Here is an 18623-nt window from a genome sequence, read left to right as displayed (position 1 = left end):
TCCATGGGATCACCTTTCAATAACTCGGCTTGAGGGTTATAAAAACTTTCTGACTCTCTGTTTCCTTACCATCTATTGCGAAGGCGTTGGGTGTATAATCTGTCCCGGAAGTGTTATTAGGCCGGAGCGTCCAGTTATTCTGATGCCTTATGTTGCGCCTCGAGATCTACTGCGACGAGGGTGAAGGATCCAAGGTGTCCGAGGTTCTGGCCAAGTGGGGAGTTCAGTTTTACACCGAGGAAGTCAAGGGCAACGACCGCAGGATTCTGAAGTTCACGGCCCTCGTCCCGGATTTCGTGATAAACGATGTGGCCGACGACCTTATGAGGGCAATCGACCTCAGGAAGGCTCACTCATCGATAACCTGGGCGCCGGTGAGAGGGAAGTCGGTCAGGTACTCCAGCTCGGTCAGGACCCTTGAGAAGTACCGCCGGCGCTGGACCCTGGCGGACATTGAGGGGCTCATCGAGAGCGCCAATAGCGGGGCCAACATAGACCCCATTCAGCTGACTCTCGGCGCGGTTGCATCGATAATAGCCCTCTTTGGGCTGATAAACGACAGCATAGTGATGATAATCTCGGCAATGCTCCTGTCACCAATCCTAGGCCCCCTCTATGGCTTCTCGCTGAACATCGTCATGGGCAAGGGACGGGACGCACTCAACGCGGTCTATTCCATGCTCAAGTTCTTGGGCATCATCTTTCTCTCTGCCCTTCTGGCCGCCGCGGTGCTCAAGCTTCTCGGTGCGATGCCAGCCGAGCCCACCCACGAGATACTCGTCCGCGGCGAGTCGGGGCTGGTTTATATACTCCTCGCGGTAATCCTTGGTTATGCAGGAATAGTCGCCATAGTTAGCAGGGTTCCCGAGATTCTCGCGGGGGTTTCGATAGCGGCCGCTCTCGTTCCTCCAACGACGGTGGTTGGGATATCCCTCGCTATGGGCTGGTGGGAGGTCTTTGAAGGCTCCCTCGTCCTCACACTGGAGAATGTCCTCGGTCTGCTTCTAGGCTCCCTCCTCGCGCTTTATCTCCTGAACGTCTCTCCCAGGAGCTACTACGAGAAGAGGGCGGCTAAGATATACACCAGGAGAACCGGTGCGGTACTGGCGACAATGGTTATCCTTCTGGCCCTCCTTGAACTCCTCTCCGGCTAGGCCACTTCGGTCTGCTCGTAAACAGGCCTTCCCTTCCTGTACTTCATCAGCAGGCCGTAGAAGAACTCCTTGAGACTGGGGCTCATATCGTCGTCGAGGAGCAGGTCGGCCTTTCCCGTGTAATCCTTCTCCGCCCTGGTTACGAGGAAGGCTATGGCTGGCGTCAGTTGTTCGAGGAGGATTCTGACGAGTTCGGGATAGGCTTCCTCGTCAATCTCCTCGTCGGCCTCCATGGCGAGGTAAACGATGAAGCCCTTCATCTGGACCGCCAGCACAAACTCGCTCTCGCTAAGCTCGAAGAAGGAGAAGTTGTAGCTCTTCGAATCTACCTGGGCTATGAGGAGGCCCTTTATCGAGAGGGTCACGGGCTCGTCGTCTATCTCAAAAACGAGGTCTTTGGCTAGTTCACTCCTCGCTATCGCGTACAGCTTCCCTATTGGCATAGAAGCCACTTTCCGCCGAGGGATAAAAGGCTTTCGTTGGAGGGGAAGGTCACATTTTTAATGATTGGTCCCAAACATGGTACGGTGGTGGCATGAAGATTACCCGCTTTGGCGTTTCAGTTCCCGATGAACTCCTCCGGAAGTTCGACCGCATAATAGAGGAGAAGGGTTACGTGAACAGGAGCGAGGCCATTAGGGATATGATGAGGGACTTCATAATCCGGCACGAATGGGAAACTGGTGATGCTGAGGTTGCGGGAACGATAACGATGCTCTACAACCACGATGAGGCCGACGTCGTCAAGGAACTGCTCGATTTACAGCACGACTACTTACATGAGATAATCTCCAGTATCCACGTCCACATGGACGAGCACAACTGCCTGGAGGTCATCATCGTGAAGGGGAAGGCGAGCAGGATAAAGGAGATAGCCGACAGGCTGCTGAGCCTCAAGGGTGTTAAGCACGGAAAGCTCGTGATGACGGGAACCGGAAAGGAGTTGGTTTAGGGGGCGTTTCAATGAGGCTGGTGAGCTTTCTGGCTTCTCTTGTCGTTCTCGTTTCTTTTCCCCTGGTCTGGCTCAGGCCGCCCTCCGGAGACGTGACCTTCCTCGGGATCCTCGGCAGAGTCCTTCTACCTCAGGAGGGATTTGAGGGTGCCTTCTGGTGGCTCAACCCATCGAGTACAGGTTCGATATTCACCTTTGTCGTCTTCTTTGCCGGCATCTTTATGATACTCCTTGGGGTACTCTTCGGGATACTTGGCGGCCGACTGGGACCTGGCCTCGGCATCTTTGGAATGCTGATCTTTACCCTCGTCGTCTGGCACTTCTACGGAAACGACCTGCCCAATATCATCGGAGAGGGCTACCTGCTGGCCCTGGGCGGCTTCTTGGCTGGCGTTATGTTCGGTGGCGGAAGGTACCTTTAGCCCACCACCTCCACCACGTCGCCGTTTCCGGGCGGAAGGACGGCCATGAGATCCTCTTCCTTCACCCTGTAGCCCCACTTTTCGAGAATACGCTTTATCCTCTTCACCAGCTCGCTCTTCTTCAGTGAGCCGGGACGGATTACGATGTACCTCTTCGTGTGGGCCTTAATCGCTTCTACCGGCGCGCAGACGACGAAATCCTCCCCCTCGTAGTTTATCACACCCACCGCGAGCTTAAGAGGGAGTCCGTGGAGCCAGTTCCTCTTGCCGTAGACCATGAAGGCCCCCTTGCCGAGGTACTCGCCGCTCGGCGTCTGCTTGGTGACCTGGTTGGGGTAGGCCCAGTAGGCGTCTTCGCTGTAAACTCCCCTGCTCCAGGCCTTGCTCATCGAAACCGCGAACTGGCAGGCCTCGAAGATTGTCCTTTCGCCAGCCTTCTGGCCGTCCTTGATGACGACGTGGGGTGCTCCGTAAACGTTGGCGTGGCAGTAGAGGTCGTTCTCGCTCATGTGCCTCTTTATGAGAATCTCGTTGGTGCTCGCGTCCTTGCCCGCCAACACCAGAAAGCCCTCGCTCGAAATGAACCAGCGGAACTTCTCGAACCACTTCTTCTTTCTCCTCTCAATTCTCTTAACGTTGAGCTCCTTCTTCATCTCCTCCTCGATGAGCTTCTCCACCTCGTTCAGCTTCCTCTTCGTGTCCTCGTAGGCCTTCAGCGCCCCCTCGTACTTGTGCCTGAACTTCTTGGCCTTCTCGTAGTAGAGCTCGGCGTTCTCGCCTATGCTCCTGTTGAGGTAGAGCTTCACCTTCTTCTCCTCGAGCTCAATCGTTACAGATTTTTCCTTAGGGTTGATTCCCTTCACCATAAGCGCCGCCCTGTTGCCGGCCTTCTTACCCTCCTCGATGCGCTTCCTGAACTCCTCCCAGCCAAGCTTCTCTGTTGCTCTTCTGAACTCGTCCAAGAGCCTCTCCACCAGGGAATAGTTGGCGTAGATTAAGTCCCCTATCTCCTGGTTCTCCCGCATTGCCCCCTCAAAGCCCTTCAGCATCTCCTCCTGCTTCCTGAGCGTCATGAGAAGCTGTCTCTTCTTGTTTTCTAGCTTTCTCGTCCTCTCGATCTTGGCCTTCTCGATGGTTATCCTTCCGAAGTACTCGTCGAGGGCCTCGCTGAAGGTGTTAAAATACTTCTTCTCAAGCCCCTCGTAGATTTTTAGCTCGATTGGAACGACGTCGTGCATGTTGCCCTCCTTGAAGACTATGTTGGGCCTCGGCTCGTCGTTGAAGGTTTTCACCATAGCCTCGTAGACCTTCCTCAGGTCTTCGTCGCTGAGTTCCTTGACAGGCGTCGTTTTGGCAAAGCCTGCCCTTATCGAGATTTCCTCCGCGTACATGCCGCCCATGTTGAGCTTCCTGGCTAAGGCGCGCACGAGCTCAAGCTCCTCCTCGCGCATCAGCTCCAAAAACCGCTCAAAGCTCACCTCAAGCGGGTTCTCTCTCGCGGGGGGGTACTTGTATTCTGCCTTCGGCTTTATCGCCCTGTCCTTGTACTCCTCGTAGCGCAAAGCTGCAACGATTCTGTTCTCTGAATCCACGAGGATCACGTTCCCCCTCCGGAAGAGCTCGCCGATGAGGGTGTAGTCCCCAACGCGAATCTTTACAATCCTGTCGAAGCCGTGCTGTTCTATGGCGTCTATGAATCCGCCGCTGAGATGCTTCCTGAGGAGCATGGTGAAGCTTGACGGCTGCTTTGGAGCCTCCTTCACGTAGCTCGTGAGATGGAACCTCTTGCCGGCCTGGAGGATTAAGTCCGCCCTCCCTTCCCTCGTTCGGAGTTTTATCCTGATTTCGTCTCCGTCGTGGTAGACCTTATCAACGCGAGAGCCGACCAGCCACTGGAGTTCCCTCACGACGTAGCGGATATCAACTGAACTCATCTCCTCCTTCATTCTCCCACCCCTCCGGGGTTGGCGCTCCACCCTTTAAACCTAACCGGTGTCCGCAAGTGTTCACGGGGCCAACTCTGTTCTGGATAAGGTTAAATACTCCAAGCTCGATAACACTCCCGGTGATACACGATGAGAGGCCATTTCACATTCGTCCTGCACACCCACATACCCTACGTGCGAAAGCATGGAAAGTGGCCCTTCGGTGAGGAGTGGCTCTACGAGGCGATGAGCGAGACATACCTTCCCCTGCTCATGGAGTTCGAACGCCTCCGCTCCTCCGGAGTCAGGTTCCAGCTCGTGATTAACGTGACGCCCGTCCTGGCAGAGCAGCTGGCCGATGAGTACATCAAGGCCGAGTTCGAGAGGTACCTTCTCAGGAAGATTGAAGCCACCGAGGAGGACCTGAAATCGGGCAGGTACGACGGGAGGGCCGTCAAGGCCTCCCTCGACCACTTCAGGAAGGTCTACAACTACTGGAAGGCCATCAACGGGGACATAGTGGGCAAGCTCCGCGAGTTTCAGGATACCGGCTACATTGAGATAATAACATCAGCCGCGACGCACGGCTACCTCCCGCTCCTCGGCAGGGACGAGGCGATAAGGGCCCAGCTGGCCAACGGAGTGGCGACCTACGAGAAGCACTTCGGCAGGAGGCCGAGGGGAATATGGCTTCCCGAGTGCGCCTACCGGCCGGCCGGAGAGTGGGAACTGCCCGGTGGGAGGAGGGTTAAGAGGGCCGGCATAGAGAAGTTCCTGGAGGAGTTCGGCATCGAGTACTTCTTCGTCGAGAGCAACCTTATCGACAAGGGGCCGGTGACGGGGGGCTACGGTGAGATTCCCCTCCACGAGGGTGATAAGAGCACCCTCAGGCCCTACTGGATTAAAGGCTCCCGCGTGGCAGTCTTCGCCCGCAACAGGGAAACCGGCCATCAGGTCTGGAGCGCCCACTACGGTTACCCAGGCGACTTCTGGTACAGGGAGTTCCACAGAAAGGCGCCGAAGAGCGGTGGCCAGTACTGGCGCGTGACGGGCAAGGACGTTGAGCTGGGCGATAAAGACTTCTACGACCCCGAGAGGGCGATGGAACGCGTAGAGGAGCACGCGAGGCACTTCGTGGGCCTGGTCGAGGGGCTCCTGGCCGAGTTCGAGGAGGAGACGGGCGAGAAGGGCATAGTGGTCTCGCCCTACGACACCGAGCTCTTCGGCCACTGGTGGTTCGAGGGGGTCAAGTGGCTCGGCAGGGTTCTTGAGCTGATGGCGGAGAGGGGAATAGTCACCACGACGCTCTCCGCCTACCTCGACAACTACACCGGCGAGAGGTACGGGATTGAACTGCCCGAGGGCTCGTGGGGAGCTAACTCCGACCACTCCACCTGGTGGAACGCTGAGACGGAGTGGGCGTGGGAGCACGTCTACCGGGCCGAGGACAGAATGGTAGCGCTGGCGAGCAGGTACTACGGAAGGGACAGAACCACCGATAGAATCCTTGAACAGCTGGCGAGGGAGCTCTTGATCCTCGAAGCCAGCGACTGGGAGTTCCTCATAACCACTGGACAGGCGAGGGGGTACGCCGAGCGCAGAATACTGCTCCACAGCAGGGACTTCCACAGGCTGGCCAACGAGCTGGTGAGGTACGTGAGGACTGGGGATATCGACGTTAAGCTCCTTGAGGAGCTGGAGGAGAGGGACAACGCCTTCAGGCCGGTGGTGATGGCTCACTACGTGAGCGATAATCCCCCGGAGCTTGAGGAGTTCGTGGAGCCCCCAGAGGTTCCTCCGGAGAGAACTGAAGAGCCGGTCGAACGGTCGAGGGAAGTTGCTAAGAGGGCCTACGCCACGGAGGTGGTGAAGGAGGTGGCAGTCAGGCCCTCAAAAAAGGCCGTAAAGCGGGTGAAGTCCGGCGGGATTGAGAAGCGCAGGTTGGTGAGAAAGAAAGGCCCCGACAAAACCGGGAGCGACCTTCTCAGGATAAAGGGCATCGGGCCGAAGACGCTGGCAAAGCTTCAGCGCGCTGGGATACACACGATCGAGGATCTGAAGGGGGCCGACGTGGAGGAACTGGCCAGGAAAACCCGCATCTCACCGAAGAGGTTGAGGAAGTTCCTGGCCCAGATTTCCTGAATTTTACCCCTTTTATTCCGTTTCGAAAGTCTTTTCTGGAGTTTTGACAAATTATCTACGTGGTTGCCATGAAAAAGGTTGAGGCCATTATCCGGGGAAACGATTTCGACCGCGTGAAGAACGCCCTCAAGCAGGTGGGCATCGTGCCCCTGACAGCCTACCCCGTGCAGGGGAGGGGAGTCCAGGGAGGCGTTCCACCCTACGACCTCCTGCCCAAGATGAAGATAGAGCTGGTGGTGAAGGACAGGGACCTTGAGAAGGTGATTGACGTCATCGTCAGGAACGCGAGGAGCGGGACGCCGGGGGACGGGAAGATATTCGTTCTCCCAGTCGAGGAGGCCATAAGGATAAGAACGGAGGAGAGGGGAAACGAGGCCCTCTATTAGAGGAAAGCATGCCTGTGCTTGTAGAGTGTATAGCTGGCGTAGCCGAGGAGGATCAGGCTTGCGGCCCCCAAAACACCAATCGTTATGACAACGCCTTGGGCGAAGGAGATGCTCCTCCCAAAGGCCTCCGCTATCCTGGCCAGCTCGTCCGGATTGTTGAAGGCGTAAGCAGCGTACCTGATTGAGAAGGCACCCATAACCATCGGTATTGGCATCACGGCGAAGGAGAGCATCAGTCCGAGGCTTCCCCTCTTCCTCAGGCTGAGCATCGCGAGCAACGTCGGGATTATCAGTATGAGCGCAGTGACCGCGTAGACCGGCCCGAATATACCGGATATCAGGTAGAATGGCACCATTCCGGCCAGGAAGGCAAAGTATGCCCTGCGGAGAACCTTAACCTCGCCGGCGAAATCGTACGGGGCCACCTTGGAGTACTTGTTCATGAGGGCAACTTCCTTCATGTACTCCTTTTCTCCCATCTTATCGATGTACTTGTCGGTGGTGTTGTTCTTCAGCCTGACGGCTCTCTTGAGGAAGAAGTTGGCTAGCTCCTCGTTATCCACCGCCAGGTTATTGGAGAGCTGGAAGAAGTTCTCCCTCGCCTCGTGAATGAGCCTAAGGGCCTTTTGCTTGTTTTTGTCCGAGAGGTTTTTGAGTGAGTTTATCCTCTTCTCAACATCTTCTAACGTCTGCGCGACGTCTCGCAGAATCTCTGCGCTTTTCATCTGCACACCTCCCAAAGTTAAAAGAAAAGAAGGCTTTAAGCCTTTTGCTCCTTCTCGGCCTGCAGGAGCTTCGAAATGCTCCAGTACATCAATATAAAAATGGAGCCCCAGGCAAAGGCCATGAATGCAAGCGCACCTGCGTCCATCTCCACCACCTCAGACCTTTATGATGACCTCGTTCTTTGCCAGCTCCTCGCCGTACTTCTTCTTGATGGCCATGTACGCCTCCAGTGCACCGAGCACGAGGATTATCAGTATCACTATCCTGGCCCTGGTGATGAGGCTGACTATCTCCGGGGTGTAGTCGTAGCCGAGCACGTTCGTGACGTAGTACTCCGAGACAGTGAACGCTCCGTTATTGAGGTAGTCCCAGGTGTTTCCTCCGAGGAGGAACAGCATGAAGAGTGGCGCTATGTAGACGAGTATCGGCTTGTACCAGCCGGGCACCTTCATATAGGCTCCCTTGTGCAGCTCCTCCCAGAAGTTGTCGGGCTTGAAGAGCCACACTGCAACTATGACGTCGAAGAGGCCAAGCAGGACGAGGAAGTAGCTGCCGACCCACATGTCGAGCTCACTGAGGTAGGCGAGGGTGCTGTCGAGGGCGACCGGCAGTCCAAGCAGGAACAGGAACCCGAAGACCGCCCAGGTGCCTATCTTCCTGTCGAGGTGTATGTCTTCCTCGAGCATGGCGACGAGGTAGTTGTAGGTCGCTATCGCCGAGGTGAAGCCCGCGAACCAGAGGAGCAGGAACCACATCGCACCGAATATCTGGCCTCCCGGCATGTTCATGAAGACGTTCGGCAGGGCCATGTATGCCAGACCGACGCCGGCCTTGGTGGCGGCCTCTGGACCCATGTAAGCGAAGGCTATCGGTATGGCGAGTGAACCACCGAGTATGACCTCCGCGAACTCGTTGAGCGAGACCGTGGCGAGACCGCTGAGGGCGACGTCATCTTCCGGACCGAGGTAGCTGGCGTAGTTGTGGATGATACCCATACCGAGGGACAGCGTGAAGAATATCTGTCCCGCAGCTGCCAAGCTTATCTTGAAGAAGTTCTCGCTGAGGGTCTGGAAGTCCGGCTTCCATATGTACTCGAGACCCTTCACAGCGCTCCACTCGGGCTTGACCGGTGAGCCAAGGGTCAGCGCCCTGATGACGAGGAGTATCGCGAAGACGTAGAGCACCGGCATCATGACCTTGACCCAGCGCTCGATGCCCTTGCTGACGCCCTGTCCGACTGCTATTCCGAGGAACAGCATCGTCAGTCCCCAGAAGAGCAGCACCGACTTGGTGTCGGCGACGTAGTTGAGGAAGAACTGGACGGTGTCTTTTCCAAAGTACGCTCCCGTGAGGCTGTAGTAGGTGTAAGCTGCTGACCAGCCTATGATCTGGTAGTAATAGGAGCTGAGCAGTGCCGCCACGGAGAAGGCAAGCATTCCACCGATGACTCCGAATATCAACGCGGTCTTTGGCTTGACGCTTTCCCTGGCCATAAGGTAGAACATTGGCCCGATGGTACCGTGGCCATACTTGCCACCGTAGCGACCGGTGGTCCATTCGACCCACATCACCGGAATACCCAGCAGTACGAGAGCCAAGAAGTACGGTATCATGAAGGCCCCGCCGCCGTTACTGGCGAGCTGGTACGGGAACCTCCAGAAGTTACCGAGACCGATGGCATTTCCGGCCATGGCAAGAATCAAACCGATCTTAGTAGCCCATTGATCCCTCTGCTGTTCCACAACATTCACCCCCGTTCTTAAATGTATGGGTTACAAAACCCCATGTATGGGTGTGGGGCATTATGTATAAGGCAAGGCATTCTATAAAAAACTTTCTCCTGCCTTTTTTCGACGAAAGACGATTTACTCGACCGCAAAACTTTTCACATTGGCGTTTCGTCGTTTCTTTAATACGCCCGGGTAACGTAACCCATTTATTGGCATAATGACGACTATCGCTTGGATAACGACTCATTATGACAATGAAGCACCGCTGGGTTTCCGCAAAGTTTAATTTGCGTTGGTTCAACGTCCGTTGGCGCCCGATGATTGCAACGAGAGTGAGCTGATGGGGTGATGACCGACTTCTCGCTGAGGGCGCCGCCAGCCTGTTCTATGAAAGTTCATTGGTGCAATTTTATGTTCTTCAATGCATAGAAAATCTTAGATGTACATCGCTTTTTTCGTCTTAAGATTTCGGGAGAATTTTTCTTTTCGCCGAAAATTTCCGTATTTAACTTTTTGTTTGAAATTAACCGTTCTCCTGCCTCCTTTATCGAAAGGTTTATATATGCAAATGCCTAAGAGTACCTCGCAAATTACCGAAACCCGAGGTGGTAGAGATGGTCGAGATTGACCCCTTTGAGATGGCCGTTCAGCAGCTCGAGAGGGCTGCCCAGTTCATGGAGATAAGCGAGGAGGCCCTTGAGTGGCTCAAGAAGCCCATGAGGATTGTTGAGGTCAGCGTCCCGCTCGAGATGGACGACGGTTCTGTTAAGGTTTTCACCGGTTTCCGCGTTCAGCACAACTGGGCCCGCGGTCCGACCAAGGGTGGTATAAGGTGGCACCCGGCCGAGACCCTCAGCACCGTTAAGGCCCTCGCCACCTGGATGACCTGGAAGGTCGCCGTTGTTGACCTCCCCTACGGTGGAGGTAAGGGTGGTATCATCGTCAACCCGAAGGAGCTCAGCGAGAGGGAGAAGGAGAGGCTCGCTAGGAACTACATAAGGGCCATCTACGACGTCATCAGCCCGTACACCGACATTCCGGCCCCGGACGTTTACACCAACCCGCAGATCATGGCCTGGATGATGGACGAGTACGAGGCCATCAGCAGGAGGAAGGTCCCGAGCTTCGGCATCATCACCGGCAAGCCGCCCGGAGTCGGTGGTATCGTCGCCAGAATGGACGCCACCGCCAGGGGTGCCAGCTACACCGTTCGCGAGGCCGCGAAGGCCCTCAACATGGACCTCAAGGGCAAGACCATCGCCATCCAGGGTTACGGTAACGCCGGCTACTACATGGCCAAGATCATGAGCGAGGAGTACGGCATGAAGGTCGTCGCCGTCAGCGACAGCAAGGGCGGCATCTACAACCCCGATGGATTGAACGCCGACGAGGTCCTCGAGTGGAAGAAGAAGAACGGCAGCGTTAAGGACTTCCCAGGAGCCACCAACATCACCAACGAGGAGCTCCTCGAGCTTGAGGTTGACGTCCTCGCCCCGAGCGCCATCGAGGGCGTCATCACCAAGGAGAACGCCGACAACATCAAGGCCAAGATCGTCGCCGAGCTCGCCAACGGTCCGACCACCCCGGAGGCCGACGAGATACTCTACGAGAAGGGCGTCCTTATCATACCGGACTTCCTCTGTAACGCCGGTGGTGTCACCGTCAGCTACTTCGAGTGGGTCCAGAACATAACCGGCGACTACTGGGACCTCGAGACCACCAGGGCCAAGCTCGACAAGAAGATGACCAAGGCCTTCTGGGACGTCTACAACACCCACAAGGAGAAGGGCATCAACATGCGTGACGCCGCCTACGTCGTCGCCGTCCAGAGGGTCTACGACGCCATGAAGTGGCGCGGCTGGGTGAAGAAGTGATCTCTTCCCCTCTTTTTCTGTTGTTGACTCAAGTTTCCCCCCATTTCTCCTGGTAGAGTCTTTCTATGGCTTTCATCGCCGCCGCGACCATTATGCCCGTCAGCATCATGCCGAGAATGGGGAGTATTATCACAGCCAGAAACTTGGAAACGGGAGTTTTGGGTGTTATGTCCCCGTAGCCCACTGTGAAGGCCGAAACGAACGCAAGATAAACACCTTGCCAGATTGTCATTCTATCGACAAGTGATATGACAACCCCAATCAGGGCTATCAGGCCGAAGAGTCCGGCGAGTATGCTCCTAACGTAGTACAGGACCCTGAGGAATTCCTTGAAAAAAGTACTGAAGCCAACGAGCTCCCCGCTCATTAATCACACCTTTGCCCAGTACTCCTTTTCATCGACCATCGCCCTTACCATCTCGTCCTCGTCCCTGAACATCGTCCTACGCGAGGGGTTCTGCATGCCATAGAACTCCATGAATGGGCTAGGCCTCCTCTCGAAGGGGTAGTAGAGGTATATCGCCGCCAGCGTCCTGTAAGCCTCCGCCATCTCGCTGATAACCCCAGCCGAAACGCCCTCGGCGTAGTGATAGACAGCTATAGCTTTGCTCACATCGACGAGGTTGAAGTCCCTCTCGACGAGCTGTCTCCTTAGTATCTCCGTCGCCTGCTCTATGTCCCCCCTGTCCAGCTCGTCTACTTCGTTGCCGTCGATGAGGTGCTTTATCCTGATTTTCTTCACGCGCGGGTTCCTAGCTACCTGGTTGTCGTACTCCGCAACGACCCACCAGTCGTCAAGTGCCCCGGGGTCGAGAACCGTGAAGTGCTCGCTGAGCTTGGTGTAGAATCCCCTGACGCGGTGGTAGTACTCCTCCTCGTGGCCGGTCATCGGGTAGCTGAGGTAGACGAGGGGCTTCTCCTTCTCACTGAATATCAGGTCAAGGAAGACGCCGTACGGGTGCCTTATGCCGAACTGCAGGACGTAGCGGACGTTTATTCCCTCTTTCTTGAGCTCGTGTATCAGGGTCTTCACGTGGTTTATGGCATCTTCGCGCCACATGACCAGGGTGGTGAGCTTGATGTTCTCGGGGTTCTCTCCAAAGCGCTCGAACCACTCCGGGTCGTTGATTATCCTCCTCCTGACCGATAGCACGTCGTCGAGGACTATTATCACCCTGTCCGGCTTCAGGAGCTTCAGATTGCTGGTGGTGAACCCTATGACACTACCGCTTCCCCACCTGAAGAGGCTGGGCGTTGATACGAGGTGGTACCTCTTATCGCTCCCGTCTATCTCGCTCCTTATCCTCTCGAAGGCCTCGTCGCGTATCTCGTTCATCAGGTCCTGGTGATTTATGGCGAAATCGAGGACGTTCTTTCTCGTTATCTTGACGCCCTTCTCCTTGCCAACTTCCTTTATGTAGTCGAAGACGTGGTAGTAGGCGTAGCTCTCGCCATTGGCCTTCTCGAGAGCCTCGGTTATGTACTCGTCACGCCCGTTGAGCGGCGGCCCCGTGAGCAGGATAACTTCCTTCATTCTATCACCCTCCGTATCCAAGCGTACACTTCGGACGAAACCTTTAAATACTATTCCCCTAAACTGGCGTTGTAGAGGTTCTTCTATTCTAAAAACATACCAGCAGGGGTGTTGTAATTGACCGAAAAGCTAAAGGGAACGACTACGGTCGGCATTGTATGTAAGGACGGCGTCGTCCTAGCGGCTGACAGGAGAGCATCGCTCGGCAACATGGTGCTGTCTGAGAACGTCACCAAGGTCTTCTGGATAGATGACCACCTGGCCCTTGCCGGTGCCGGAAGCGTTGGGGATATTCTAAGCCTCGTCCGGCTTCTCCGCGCTGAGGCAAAGCTCTACCGCGCAAGGGTGGGCAAGGAGATGAGCGTTAAGGCTCTCGCGACCCTGACTTCTAACGTGCTTCATGGGAACCGCTTCATGCCCTACTTCGGGTGGTTTCTCATAGCGGGTCATGACGAGAAGCCCGGTCTTTATTCGATAGACATGGCGGGCGGCGTCACGGAAGACAAGTTCACAGCCGCCGGTTCCGGAATGGAATTCGCCTTCTCAATACTTGAAGAGAACTATCGGGAGGACATGCCCCTGGAGGGGGGCGTTAAGCTCGCTCTCAGGGCTATAAAGGCCGCCACCAGGAGGGACGTCTTCACGGGAGGTGGCGTCACCCTGGTTACCGTTACCCGCGAGGGGTACAGGGAGTGGAGCGATGAGGAAATAAAGGCCCTTCTGGAATGAGGTGGTACCAGTGATAAGGAGAGAGACGTTCGTTGATGACATACTGCGCGATATAAAAGCAGTTATAAGTCAGATGGTTCCCAGGGAGGCCAGGATAACCGAGGTGGAGTTCGAGGGACCTGAGCTGGTCATATACGTCAAGAACCCCGAGGCGATAATGAGGGACGGGGAGCTGATAAGGAACCTCGCCAAGGTTCTCAAGAAGCGCATAAGCGTCCGGCCCGACCCGGAGGTTCTTCTCCCGCCTGAAAGGGCTGAGGAGATGATAAAGGAGATCGTCCCGAAAGAGGCGGAGATAACCAACATCAGCTTCGACCCCTCCGTGGGAGAGGTCCTCATCGAGGCCAAGAAACCTGGCCTCGTCATCGGCAAGAACGGCGAGACGCTCCGTCTCATCACCCAGAAGGTCCACTGGGCGCCGAGGGTCGTCAGAACTCCACCGCTCCAGAGCCAGACGATATACTCGATAAGGCAGATACTCCAGGCCGAGGCCAAGGACAGGAGAAAGTTCCTCCGCCAGGCGGGCAGGAACATCTACCGCAAGCCGGAGGTCAAGAGCGAGTGGATCAGGATCACCGGTTTGGGAGGATTCCGCGAGGTCGGCAGGAGCGCCCTCCTAGTTCAGACCAACGAGAGCTACGTTCTGGTCGATTTTGGAGTGAACATAGCCGCGATGAAGGATCCGAAGAAGGCCTTCCCGCACTTCGACGCCCCGGAGTTTCGCTACGTCCTTGACGCCGGCCTTCTCGACGCCATAATCATAACCCACGCCCACCTCGACCACAGCGGAATGCTTCCCTACCTCTTCCGTTACAAGCTCTTCGACGGGCCTATCTACACAACTCCCCCGACGAGGGACTTGATGGTGCTCCTCCAGCAGGACTTCATCGAGATCCAGAAGATGAACGGCGTCGAGCCGCTCTACAGGCCGAGGGACATCAAGGAGGTCATAAAGCACACGATAACCCTCGACTACGGCGAGGTTAGGGATATAGCCCCTGACATGAGGCTCACCCTCCACAACGCCGGCCACATACTCGGCTCATCTATAGTGCACCTCCACATAGGCAACGGGCTTCACAACATAGCCATAACCGGCGACTTCAAGTTTATCCCCACGAGGCTCTTCGAGCCGGCCGTGAGCAGGTTCCCGCGCCTTGAGACCCTCGTCATGGAGTCCACCTACGGCGGGAGCAACGACTACCAGATGCCGCGTGAAGAGGCCGAGAAGAGGCTCATAGAGGTTATTCACCAGACGATAAGGCGCGGCGGCAAGGTTCTCATTCCTGCCATGGCCGTCGGTAGGGCCCAGGAGATAATGATGGTCCTCGAAGAATATGCGCGCGTCGGTGGAATAGAGGTTCCGATTTACCTCGACGGAATGATTTGGGAGGCCACCGCTATTCACACCGCCTATCCCGAGTACCTCAGCAGGCACCTCCGCGAGCAGATATTCCACGAGGGCTACAACCCGTTCCTCAACCCGATATTCAAGAGCGTCGCCAACAGCAGGGAGCGGCAGGACATCATAGACTCGGGCGAGCCGGCCATAATAATAGCCACCTCGGGCATGCTCGTCGGCGGGCCGAGCGTCGAGTACTTCAAGCAGCTCGCCCCGGACCCGAAAAACAGCATAGTCTTCGTCAGCTACCAGGCGGAGGGAACCCTTGGAAGACAGGTGCAGCGCGGTCTCCGCGAGATACCCCTCGTCGGAGAGGACGGAAAGACCGAGGTCGTGCCGGTGAACATGGAGGTTCACACGATAGACGGCTTCTCCGGCCACGCCGACAGGAGGGAGCTGATAAGCTACATCGCAAGGCTGAGGCCAAGGCCCGAGAGGGTTATAACCGTCCACGGCGAGGCCCACAAGTGTCTCGACCTCAGCACCAGCATACACAAGAAGTTTGGCATCTCGACGCGCGCCCCCAACAACCTCGACGCCATAAGGCTGAAGTGAGCGTGCCTGAGATGAGGGTTCGCTGTCCGGGCTGTGGGAGGCTTTACTCCTCCCTCATTCCTCCTACGTGCTCCTGTGGCGAGCCCCTTAGGATAACCTACGACTACGATTCCATCGACCCCTCCGCGTGGAGGGACAGAAAGCCCGGGGTGTGGAGGTACAGGGAGCTTCTACCAGAGGTTCACGAAGTAGTAAGCCTGAGCGAGGGCGGGACGCCTCTGCTGAGGGCAAAGCTTGGGGGCGAACTTGGGCTGAAGATATTCATCAAGGACGAGACGAGAAATCCGACTGGCTCTTTTCGCGACAGACTCATAACTGTGGCGGTTTCCTACGGCCTGCCCCACGCCGACAACGGCTTCGTCATAGCAAGCAACGGGAACGCCGCGGCCTCCCTCGCGGCCTATGCCTCACGGGCTGGAAGGCCTGCCTACGTCGTGGTTCCTAAGCTAATAGAGCAGGGAAAGCTCAACCAGATAGCGGCCCTCGGGGCCAAGGTTATACGCTACGGCGAAAGCGTGGACGAGGGCATAAGCTACGCCGAGGGCCTGGCGGAGGGGAAGGGACTGTACAACGTTACCCCAGAGAGCAACCTGGTCGGCCTGGAGGGGCAGAAAACGCTGGCCTTCGAGCTGTGGGAGGAGCTGGGCCCGACTCACGTGATAGTTCCAACCGGCAGTGGGAGCAACCTCTACAGCATCTACAAGGGCTTCGTGGAGCTGAGGGAAATAGGTGCCATCGAAGAGCTTCCCAGGCTGATCGCGGTTCAGGCCGAGAAGTGCTCTCCAATAGCAAGCGAAATCCTCGGCGTTGAACCAAGAGCCGAGCCGACTAAGGCCCTTGGCCTGTACGTGAAGAACCCCGTGATGAAGGAGCTCGCCCTCAAGGCCATAGACGAGAGCGGCGGAACCGCGGTTCTCGTGGGGGAGGACGAGCTTGACCTTGGCCAGAGACTCCTTGCCAAGGAAGGAATCTTCGCCGAGTACGCCTCGGCGGTTATAGTCCCTGCCCTCCTCAAGCTGGCTGAGGAAGACTACTTCGAACGCGACGACAGGATAGCCCTGGTCGTGACGAGCTCCGGCCTCAAGGGCCACTACTCCGAGAGCCGCGAGAGGTTCAGCGTTGGGGGAACCAAGCTGGAGATACTCAGACTGCTGAGCGAGAAGAGCATGTACGGTTACGAGATATGGGAGGCCCTGGAGAAGCCCCTCAAGTATCAGGCGGTTTATCAGCACCTCCGCGAGCTTGAAAGCATGGGGCTAATTGAGGAGACCCACAGGAGGGGCAGGAGGGTCTACTACGGGCTGACGGAGAGGGGAAGGAGGTTCCTCGAAACCCTCGGGTAGAAAGGTTTTAAAGCCCCTTTTAAAAGCTAATCGTAGGTGAAGAAGGTGAAGCTGTCCGTCGAGCATAAGTTCTCACTCACGGTTTACCTATGGGGGCTCATAACGGGGATAATCAGCGGAGTGGCGGCTGCTAAGTTCCAGTACGGCTGGCTGATAGGGCTCGCCCTCTACCTCGTCATAGACAAGTTCGTGCTCGCCGTGGTCAAGGAACTACCCCCCGATGTTCCCGAGGAGCGCGCCGTTCTCAGGAAGGCCTTCTGGGGCTGGGCGCTGTTCTGGCTCTACTTCACGATGCTCAGCTATTCGCTGATGATAGGCTTCACCCCCCAGTGCTACTCCAATCAGAGCCTGCTCTACCAGATGGTGACGAGCGGGAACGCCACCGTTCCCTGCAACGTGACTCCCGTGGGGTGATGATATGGAGGAACTGAAAAGGGCCGTCGCGAAGGAGGCCTTGAAGTTCATCGAGGACGACATGATAGTCGGCCTCGGCACAGGCTCCACCACCGCTTACTTCATCGAGTACCTGGGCAAGCTCATAATGGAGGGGGAGCTCGAGGACGTCTACGGCGTTCCAACCTCCCACCAGGCCAGGCTCCTGGCGATAGAGAACGGTGTTCCGGTTGTCGGCCTCGACGAGGTCGATGCCATAGACATAGCCGTCGATGGGGCTGACGAGGTGGATCCGAACCTCAACCTCATCAAAGGCCGCGGAGCGGCTCTAACCATGGAGAAGATCATTGAGTACCGCGCCGGAACTTTCCTTGTCCTCGTTGATGAGAGCAAGCTCGTCGAGAGGCTGGGTCAGAGAGTGCCCGTTCCGATAGAGGTCATTCCTGCGGCGTGGCGCGCGATAGCGGAGGAGATAGAGGTCTTCAACGCCACCGCTGAGCTGAGAATGGCAAGCAAAAAGGACGGTCCCGTCGTTACCGACAACGGCAACTTCATACTCGACGCGAGGTTCCACCGCATAGAGGACCCGCTCGACCTGGAGATAGAGCTTAACAACATTCCGGGCGTTGTGGAGAACGGCATCTTCGCGGACATCGCTGACATAGTTCTCGTCGGCACGAGGGAAGGCGTCAAGAGGCTCGAGCGCTGAGGCCTTTCTTTTCCAACCCCTGCCTGGTGGTTTTCCCTTCTGAAAACGCCTCCTTGGAATGAATCCATTTCTGCCCACAAAGGCAACCCGGGGAAAACACCCCAGAACGCGTTTTTCAGAGGAAATCTCCCATGCAGGTTTTTGATGAATCCTTCCAGCAAAGTTTCTTAACGTGATCGAGCCTTACTTCGGAGGTTTGCGAGTACAGAGCAAGCTTTAGGAAAGCTTGACCAAAAGTTCGTAGCTCCTTTTAAACGGCCTAATGCAGGGATTTTACCTGCAAGTGCTCGTTTCTAAAAGAGAACGTACTTGATGAACTCCCTCGCAAATGAATTTACTTCTCTCAACGCCCGTCGGGCGAAAGCAAGGGCTGAAAGGGGAGTGTGGGGGCGAAGCCCCCCGGAGTTTTAGAGAAAAATCGGGGTTGTGGGGCGTAGCCCCACTTCGGGGGTTTGAGAGTACAGAGAGATAAGGGGGCGGAGCCCCCTTGTCTTTCGTTGTGGTGCGGGGGCGGGGATTTGAACCCCGGAACCCCTGCGGGAGTGGATCTTGAGTCCACCGCCTTTGACCAGGCTCGGCAACCCCCGCGCACTGCGGGTCAAGGGAATAACCAGGTTCGAAGTTTATAAATTTATTTGTTCGCTCCA

At 56.4% G+C, this 18623-nt stretch carries 17 protein-coding genes and 1 tRNA gene; 11 read left to right on the top strand and 7 right to left on the bottom strand.

Annotation, left to right across the window (positions count from 1 at the left end; translation table 11 throughout):
- The first annotated feature begins 149 nt into the window (after positions 1-149).
- On the top strand, positions 150-1154 hold the full coding sequence (locus E3E27_RS05355) for a TIGR00341 family protein (protein ID WP_167773803.1): 1005 nt from the start codon (positions 150-152) through the stop codon (positions 1152-1154).
- Here the strand turns inward: E3E27_RS05355 and E3E27_RS05350 are convergent.
- Positions 1151-1597 (bottom strand): hypothetical protein, encoded by a 447-nt coding sequence (locus tag E3E27_RS05350; RefSeq protein WP_014788397.1) that lies wholly within the window; start codon positions 1595-1597, stop codon positions 1151-1153. The two genes, E3E27_RS05355 and E3E27_RS05350, sit on opposite strands and share 4 nt — an antisense overlap.
- A 92-nt stretch (positions 1598-1689) precedes the next feature.
- Between E3E27_RS05350 and nikR the strand changes: the two genes are divergently transcribed.
- Positions 1690-2106 (top strand): nickel-responsive transcriptional regulator NikR, encoded by a 417-nt coding sequence (nikR, locus tag E3E27_RS05345; RefSeq protein ID WP_014788396.1) that lies wholly within the window; start codon positions 1690-1692, stop codon positions 2104-2106.
- A gap of 11 nt (positions 2107-2117) precedes the next feature.
- Positions 2118-2528 carry a hypothetical protein gene (locus E3E27_RS05340; RefSeq protein ID WP_014788395.1) on the top strand — a complete coding sequence of 137 codons (411 nt, stop codon included), beginning with the start codon at positions 2118-2120 and terminating at the stop codon, positions 2526-2528.
- Here the strand turns inward: E3E27_RS05340 and rqcH are convergent.
- Positions 2525-4474, bottom strand: coding sequence for a ribosome rescue protein RqcH (gene rqcH, locus E3E27_RS05335; protein ID WP_167773802.1), 1950 nt, complete (start codon positions 4472-4474; stop codon positions 2525-2527). The genes E3E27_RS05340 and rqcH overlap by 4 nt on opposite strands.
- 129 nt (positions 4475-4603) lie before the next feature.
- Here rqcH and E3E27_RS05330 point away from each other — a divergent pair, with 129 nt between their 5' ends.
- On the top strand, positions 4604-6595 hold the full coding sequence (locus tag E3E27_RS05330; protein ID WP_167773801.1) for a 1,4-alpha-glucan branching protein: 1992 nt from the start codon (positions 4604-4606) through the stop codon (positions 6593-6595).
- A gap of 68 nt (positions 6596-6663) precedes the next feature.
- Entirely contained in the window at positions 6664-6981 is a 318-nt protein-coding gene (locus tag E3E27_RS05325; protein ID WP_014788392.1) for a P-II family nitrogen regulator, read from the top strand.
- Here the strand turns inward: E3E27_RS05325 and E3E27_RS05320 are convergent.
- Positions 6978-7706 (bottom strand): hypothetical protein, encoded by a 729-nt coding sequence (locus E3E27_RS05320; RefSeq protein WP_014788391.1) that lies wholly within the window; start codon positions 7704-7706, stop codon positions 6978-6980. The genes E3E27_RS05325 and E3E27_RS05320 overlap by 4 nt on opposite strands.
- Before the next feature lie 156 nt (positions 7707-7862).
- Positions 7863-9449: a sodium-dependent transporter gene (locus E3E27_RS05315; protein WP_371731559.1), complete on the bottom strand. Its 1587-nt coding sequence runs from the start codon at positions 9447-9449 to the stop codon at positions 7863-7865.
- A gap of 602 nt (positions 9450-10051) precedes the next feature.
- Here E3E27_RS05315 and gdhA point away from each other — a divergent pair.
- Positions 10052-11311 carry a glutamate dehydrogenase gene (gdhA, locus tag E3E27_RS05310; RefSeq protein WP_167773799.1) on the top strand — a complete coding sequence of 420 codons (1260 nt, stop codon included), beginning with the start codon at positions 10052-10054 and terminating at the stop codon, positions 11309-11311.
- A gap of 28 nt (positions 11312-11339) precedes the next feature.
- Here gdhA and E3E27_RS05305 read toward each other — a convergent pair whose 3' ends face one another.
- Positions 11340-11678 (bottom strand): potassium channel family protein, encoded by a 339-nt coding sequence (locus E3E27_RS05305; protein ID WP_167773798.1) that lies wholly within the window; start codon positions 11676-11678, stop codon positions 11340-11342.
- A 3-nt stretch (positions 11679-11681) separates the two neighbouring features.
- Positions 11682-12845 (bottom strand): hypothetical protein, encoded by a 1164-nt coding sequence (locus E3E27_RS05300; protein WP_167773797.1) that lies wholly within the window; start codon positions 12843-12845, stop codon positions 11682-11684.
- Between the two features lie 117 nt (positions 12846-12962).
- Between E3E27_RS05300 and psmB the strand changes: the two genes are divergently transcribed.
- Genes psmB through rpiA form a run of 5 tightly spaced genes read left to right on the top strand, consistent with a single transcriptional unit; the run spans position 12963 to position 17976 of the window.
- Positions 12963-13574: an archaeal proteasome endopeptidase complex subunit beta gene (psmB, locus tag E3E27_RS05295; protein WP_014788386.1), complete on the top strand. Its 612-nt coding sequence runs from the start codon at positions 12963-12965 to the stop codon at positions 13572-13574.
- Between the two features lie 10 nt (positions 13575-13584).
- Positions 13585-15531 (top strand): beta-CASP ribonuclease aCPSF1, encoded by a 1947-nt coding sequence (locus E3E27_RS05290; protein WP_014788385.1) that lies wholly within the window; start codon positions 13585-13587, stop codon positions 15529-15531.
- Positions 15532-15542: 11 nt separating this feature from the next.
- On the top strand, positions 15543-16874 hold the full coding sequence (locus tag E3E27_RS05285; protein ID WP_167774035.1) for a pyridoxal-phosphate dependent enzyme: 1332 nt from the start codon (positions 15543-15545) through the stop codon (positions 16872-16874).
- A 36-nt stretch (positions 16875-16910) separates the two neighbouring features.
- Positions 16911-17288, top strand: a complete 378-nt coding sequence (locus E3E27_RS05280) for a hypothetical protein (protein WP_371731558.1) — start codon at positions 16911-16913, stop codon at positions 17286-17288.
- Positions 17289-17292: 4 nt separating this feature from the next.
- Positions 17293-17976: a ribose-5-phosphate isomerase RpiA gene (gene rpiA, locus E3E27_RS05275; RefSeq protein WP_167773796.1), complete on the top strand. Its 684-nt coding sequence runs from the start codon at positions 17293-17295 to the stop codon at positions 17974-17976.
- Between the two features lie 500 nt (positions 17977-18476).
- On the opposite strand, the gene E3E27_RS05270 is transcribed toward rpiA, so the two are convergent.
- A tRNA-Leu gene (locus tag E3E27_RS05270) sits at positions 18477-18564 on the bottom strand.
- Positions 18565-18623 lie beyond the last annotated feature (59 nt).

The sequence above is a fragment of the Thermococcus sp. MV11 genome (genome assembly GCF_012027285.1).
GTDB classification, from domain to species: Archaea; Methanobacteriota_B; Thermococci; order Thermococcales; family Thermococcaceae; genus Thermococcus; species Thermococcus cleftensis.
The sequence above is the reverse complement of the archived record's forward strand: the minus strand, read 5'-3'. Positions and strand labels throughout refer to the sequence as shown.

Excerpts from the sequence above, each read along its gene's own strand:
- E3E27_RS05355 (WP_167773803.1), top strand. The coding sequence starts at position 150 with ATGTTGCGCCTCGAGATCTACTGCGACGAGGGTGAAGGATCCAAGGTG.
- E3E27_RS05350 (WP_014788397.1), bottom strand. The coding sequence starts at position 1,597 with ATGCCAATAGGGAAGCTGTACGCGATAGCGAGGAGTGAACTAGCCAAA.
- nikR (WP_014788396.1), top strand. The coding sequence starts at position 1,690 with ATGAAGATTACCCGCTTTGGCGTTTCAGTTCCCGATGAACTCCTCCGG.
- E3E27_RS05340 (WP_014788395.1), top strand. The coding sequence starts at position 2,118 with ATGAGGCTGGTGAGCTTTCTGGCTTCTCTTGTCGTTCTCGTTTCTTTT.
- rqcH (WP_167773802.1), bottom strand. The coding sequence starts at position 4,474 with ATGAAGGAGGAGATGAGTTCAGTTGATATCCGCTACGTCGTGAGGGAA.
- E3E27_RS05330 (WP_167773801.1), top strand. The coding sequence starts at position 4,604 with ATGAGAGGCCATTTCACATTCGTCCTGCACACCCACATACCCTACGTG.
- E3E27_RS05325 (WP_014788392.1), top strand. The coding sequence starts at position 6,664 with ATGAAAAAGGTTGAGGCCATTATCCGGGGAAACGATTTCGACCGCGTG.
- E3E27_RS05320 (WP_014788391.1), bottom strand. The coding sequence starts at position 7,706 with ATGAAAAGCGCAGAGATTCTGCGAGACGTCGCGCAGACGTTAGAAGAT.
- gdhA (WP_167773799.1), top strand. The coding sequence starts at position 10,052 with ATGGTCGAGATTGACCCCTTTGAGATGGCCGTTCAGCAGCTCGAGAGG.
- E3E27_RS05305 (WP_167773798.1), bottom strand. The coding sequence starts at position 11,678 with ATGAGCGGGGAGCTCGTTGGCTTCAGTACTTTTTTCAAGGAATTCCTC.
- E3E27_RS05300 (WP_167773797.1), bottom strand. The coding sequence starts at position 12,845 with ATGAAGGAAGTTATCCTGCTCACGGGGCCGCCGCTCAACGGGCGTGAC.
- E3E27_RS05285 (WP_167774035.1), top strand. The coding sequence starts at position 15,543 with ATGAGGGTTCGCTGTCCGGGCTGTGGGAGGCTTTACTCCTCCCTCATT.
- rpiA (WP_167773796.1), top strand. The coding sequence starts at position 17,293 with ATGGAGGAACTGAAAAGGGCCGTCGCGAAGGAGGCCTTGAAGTTCATC.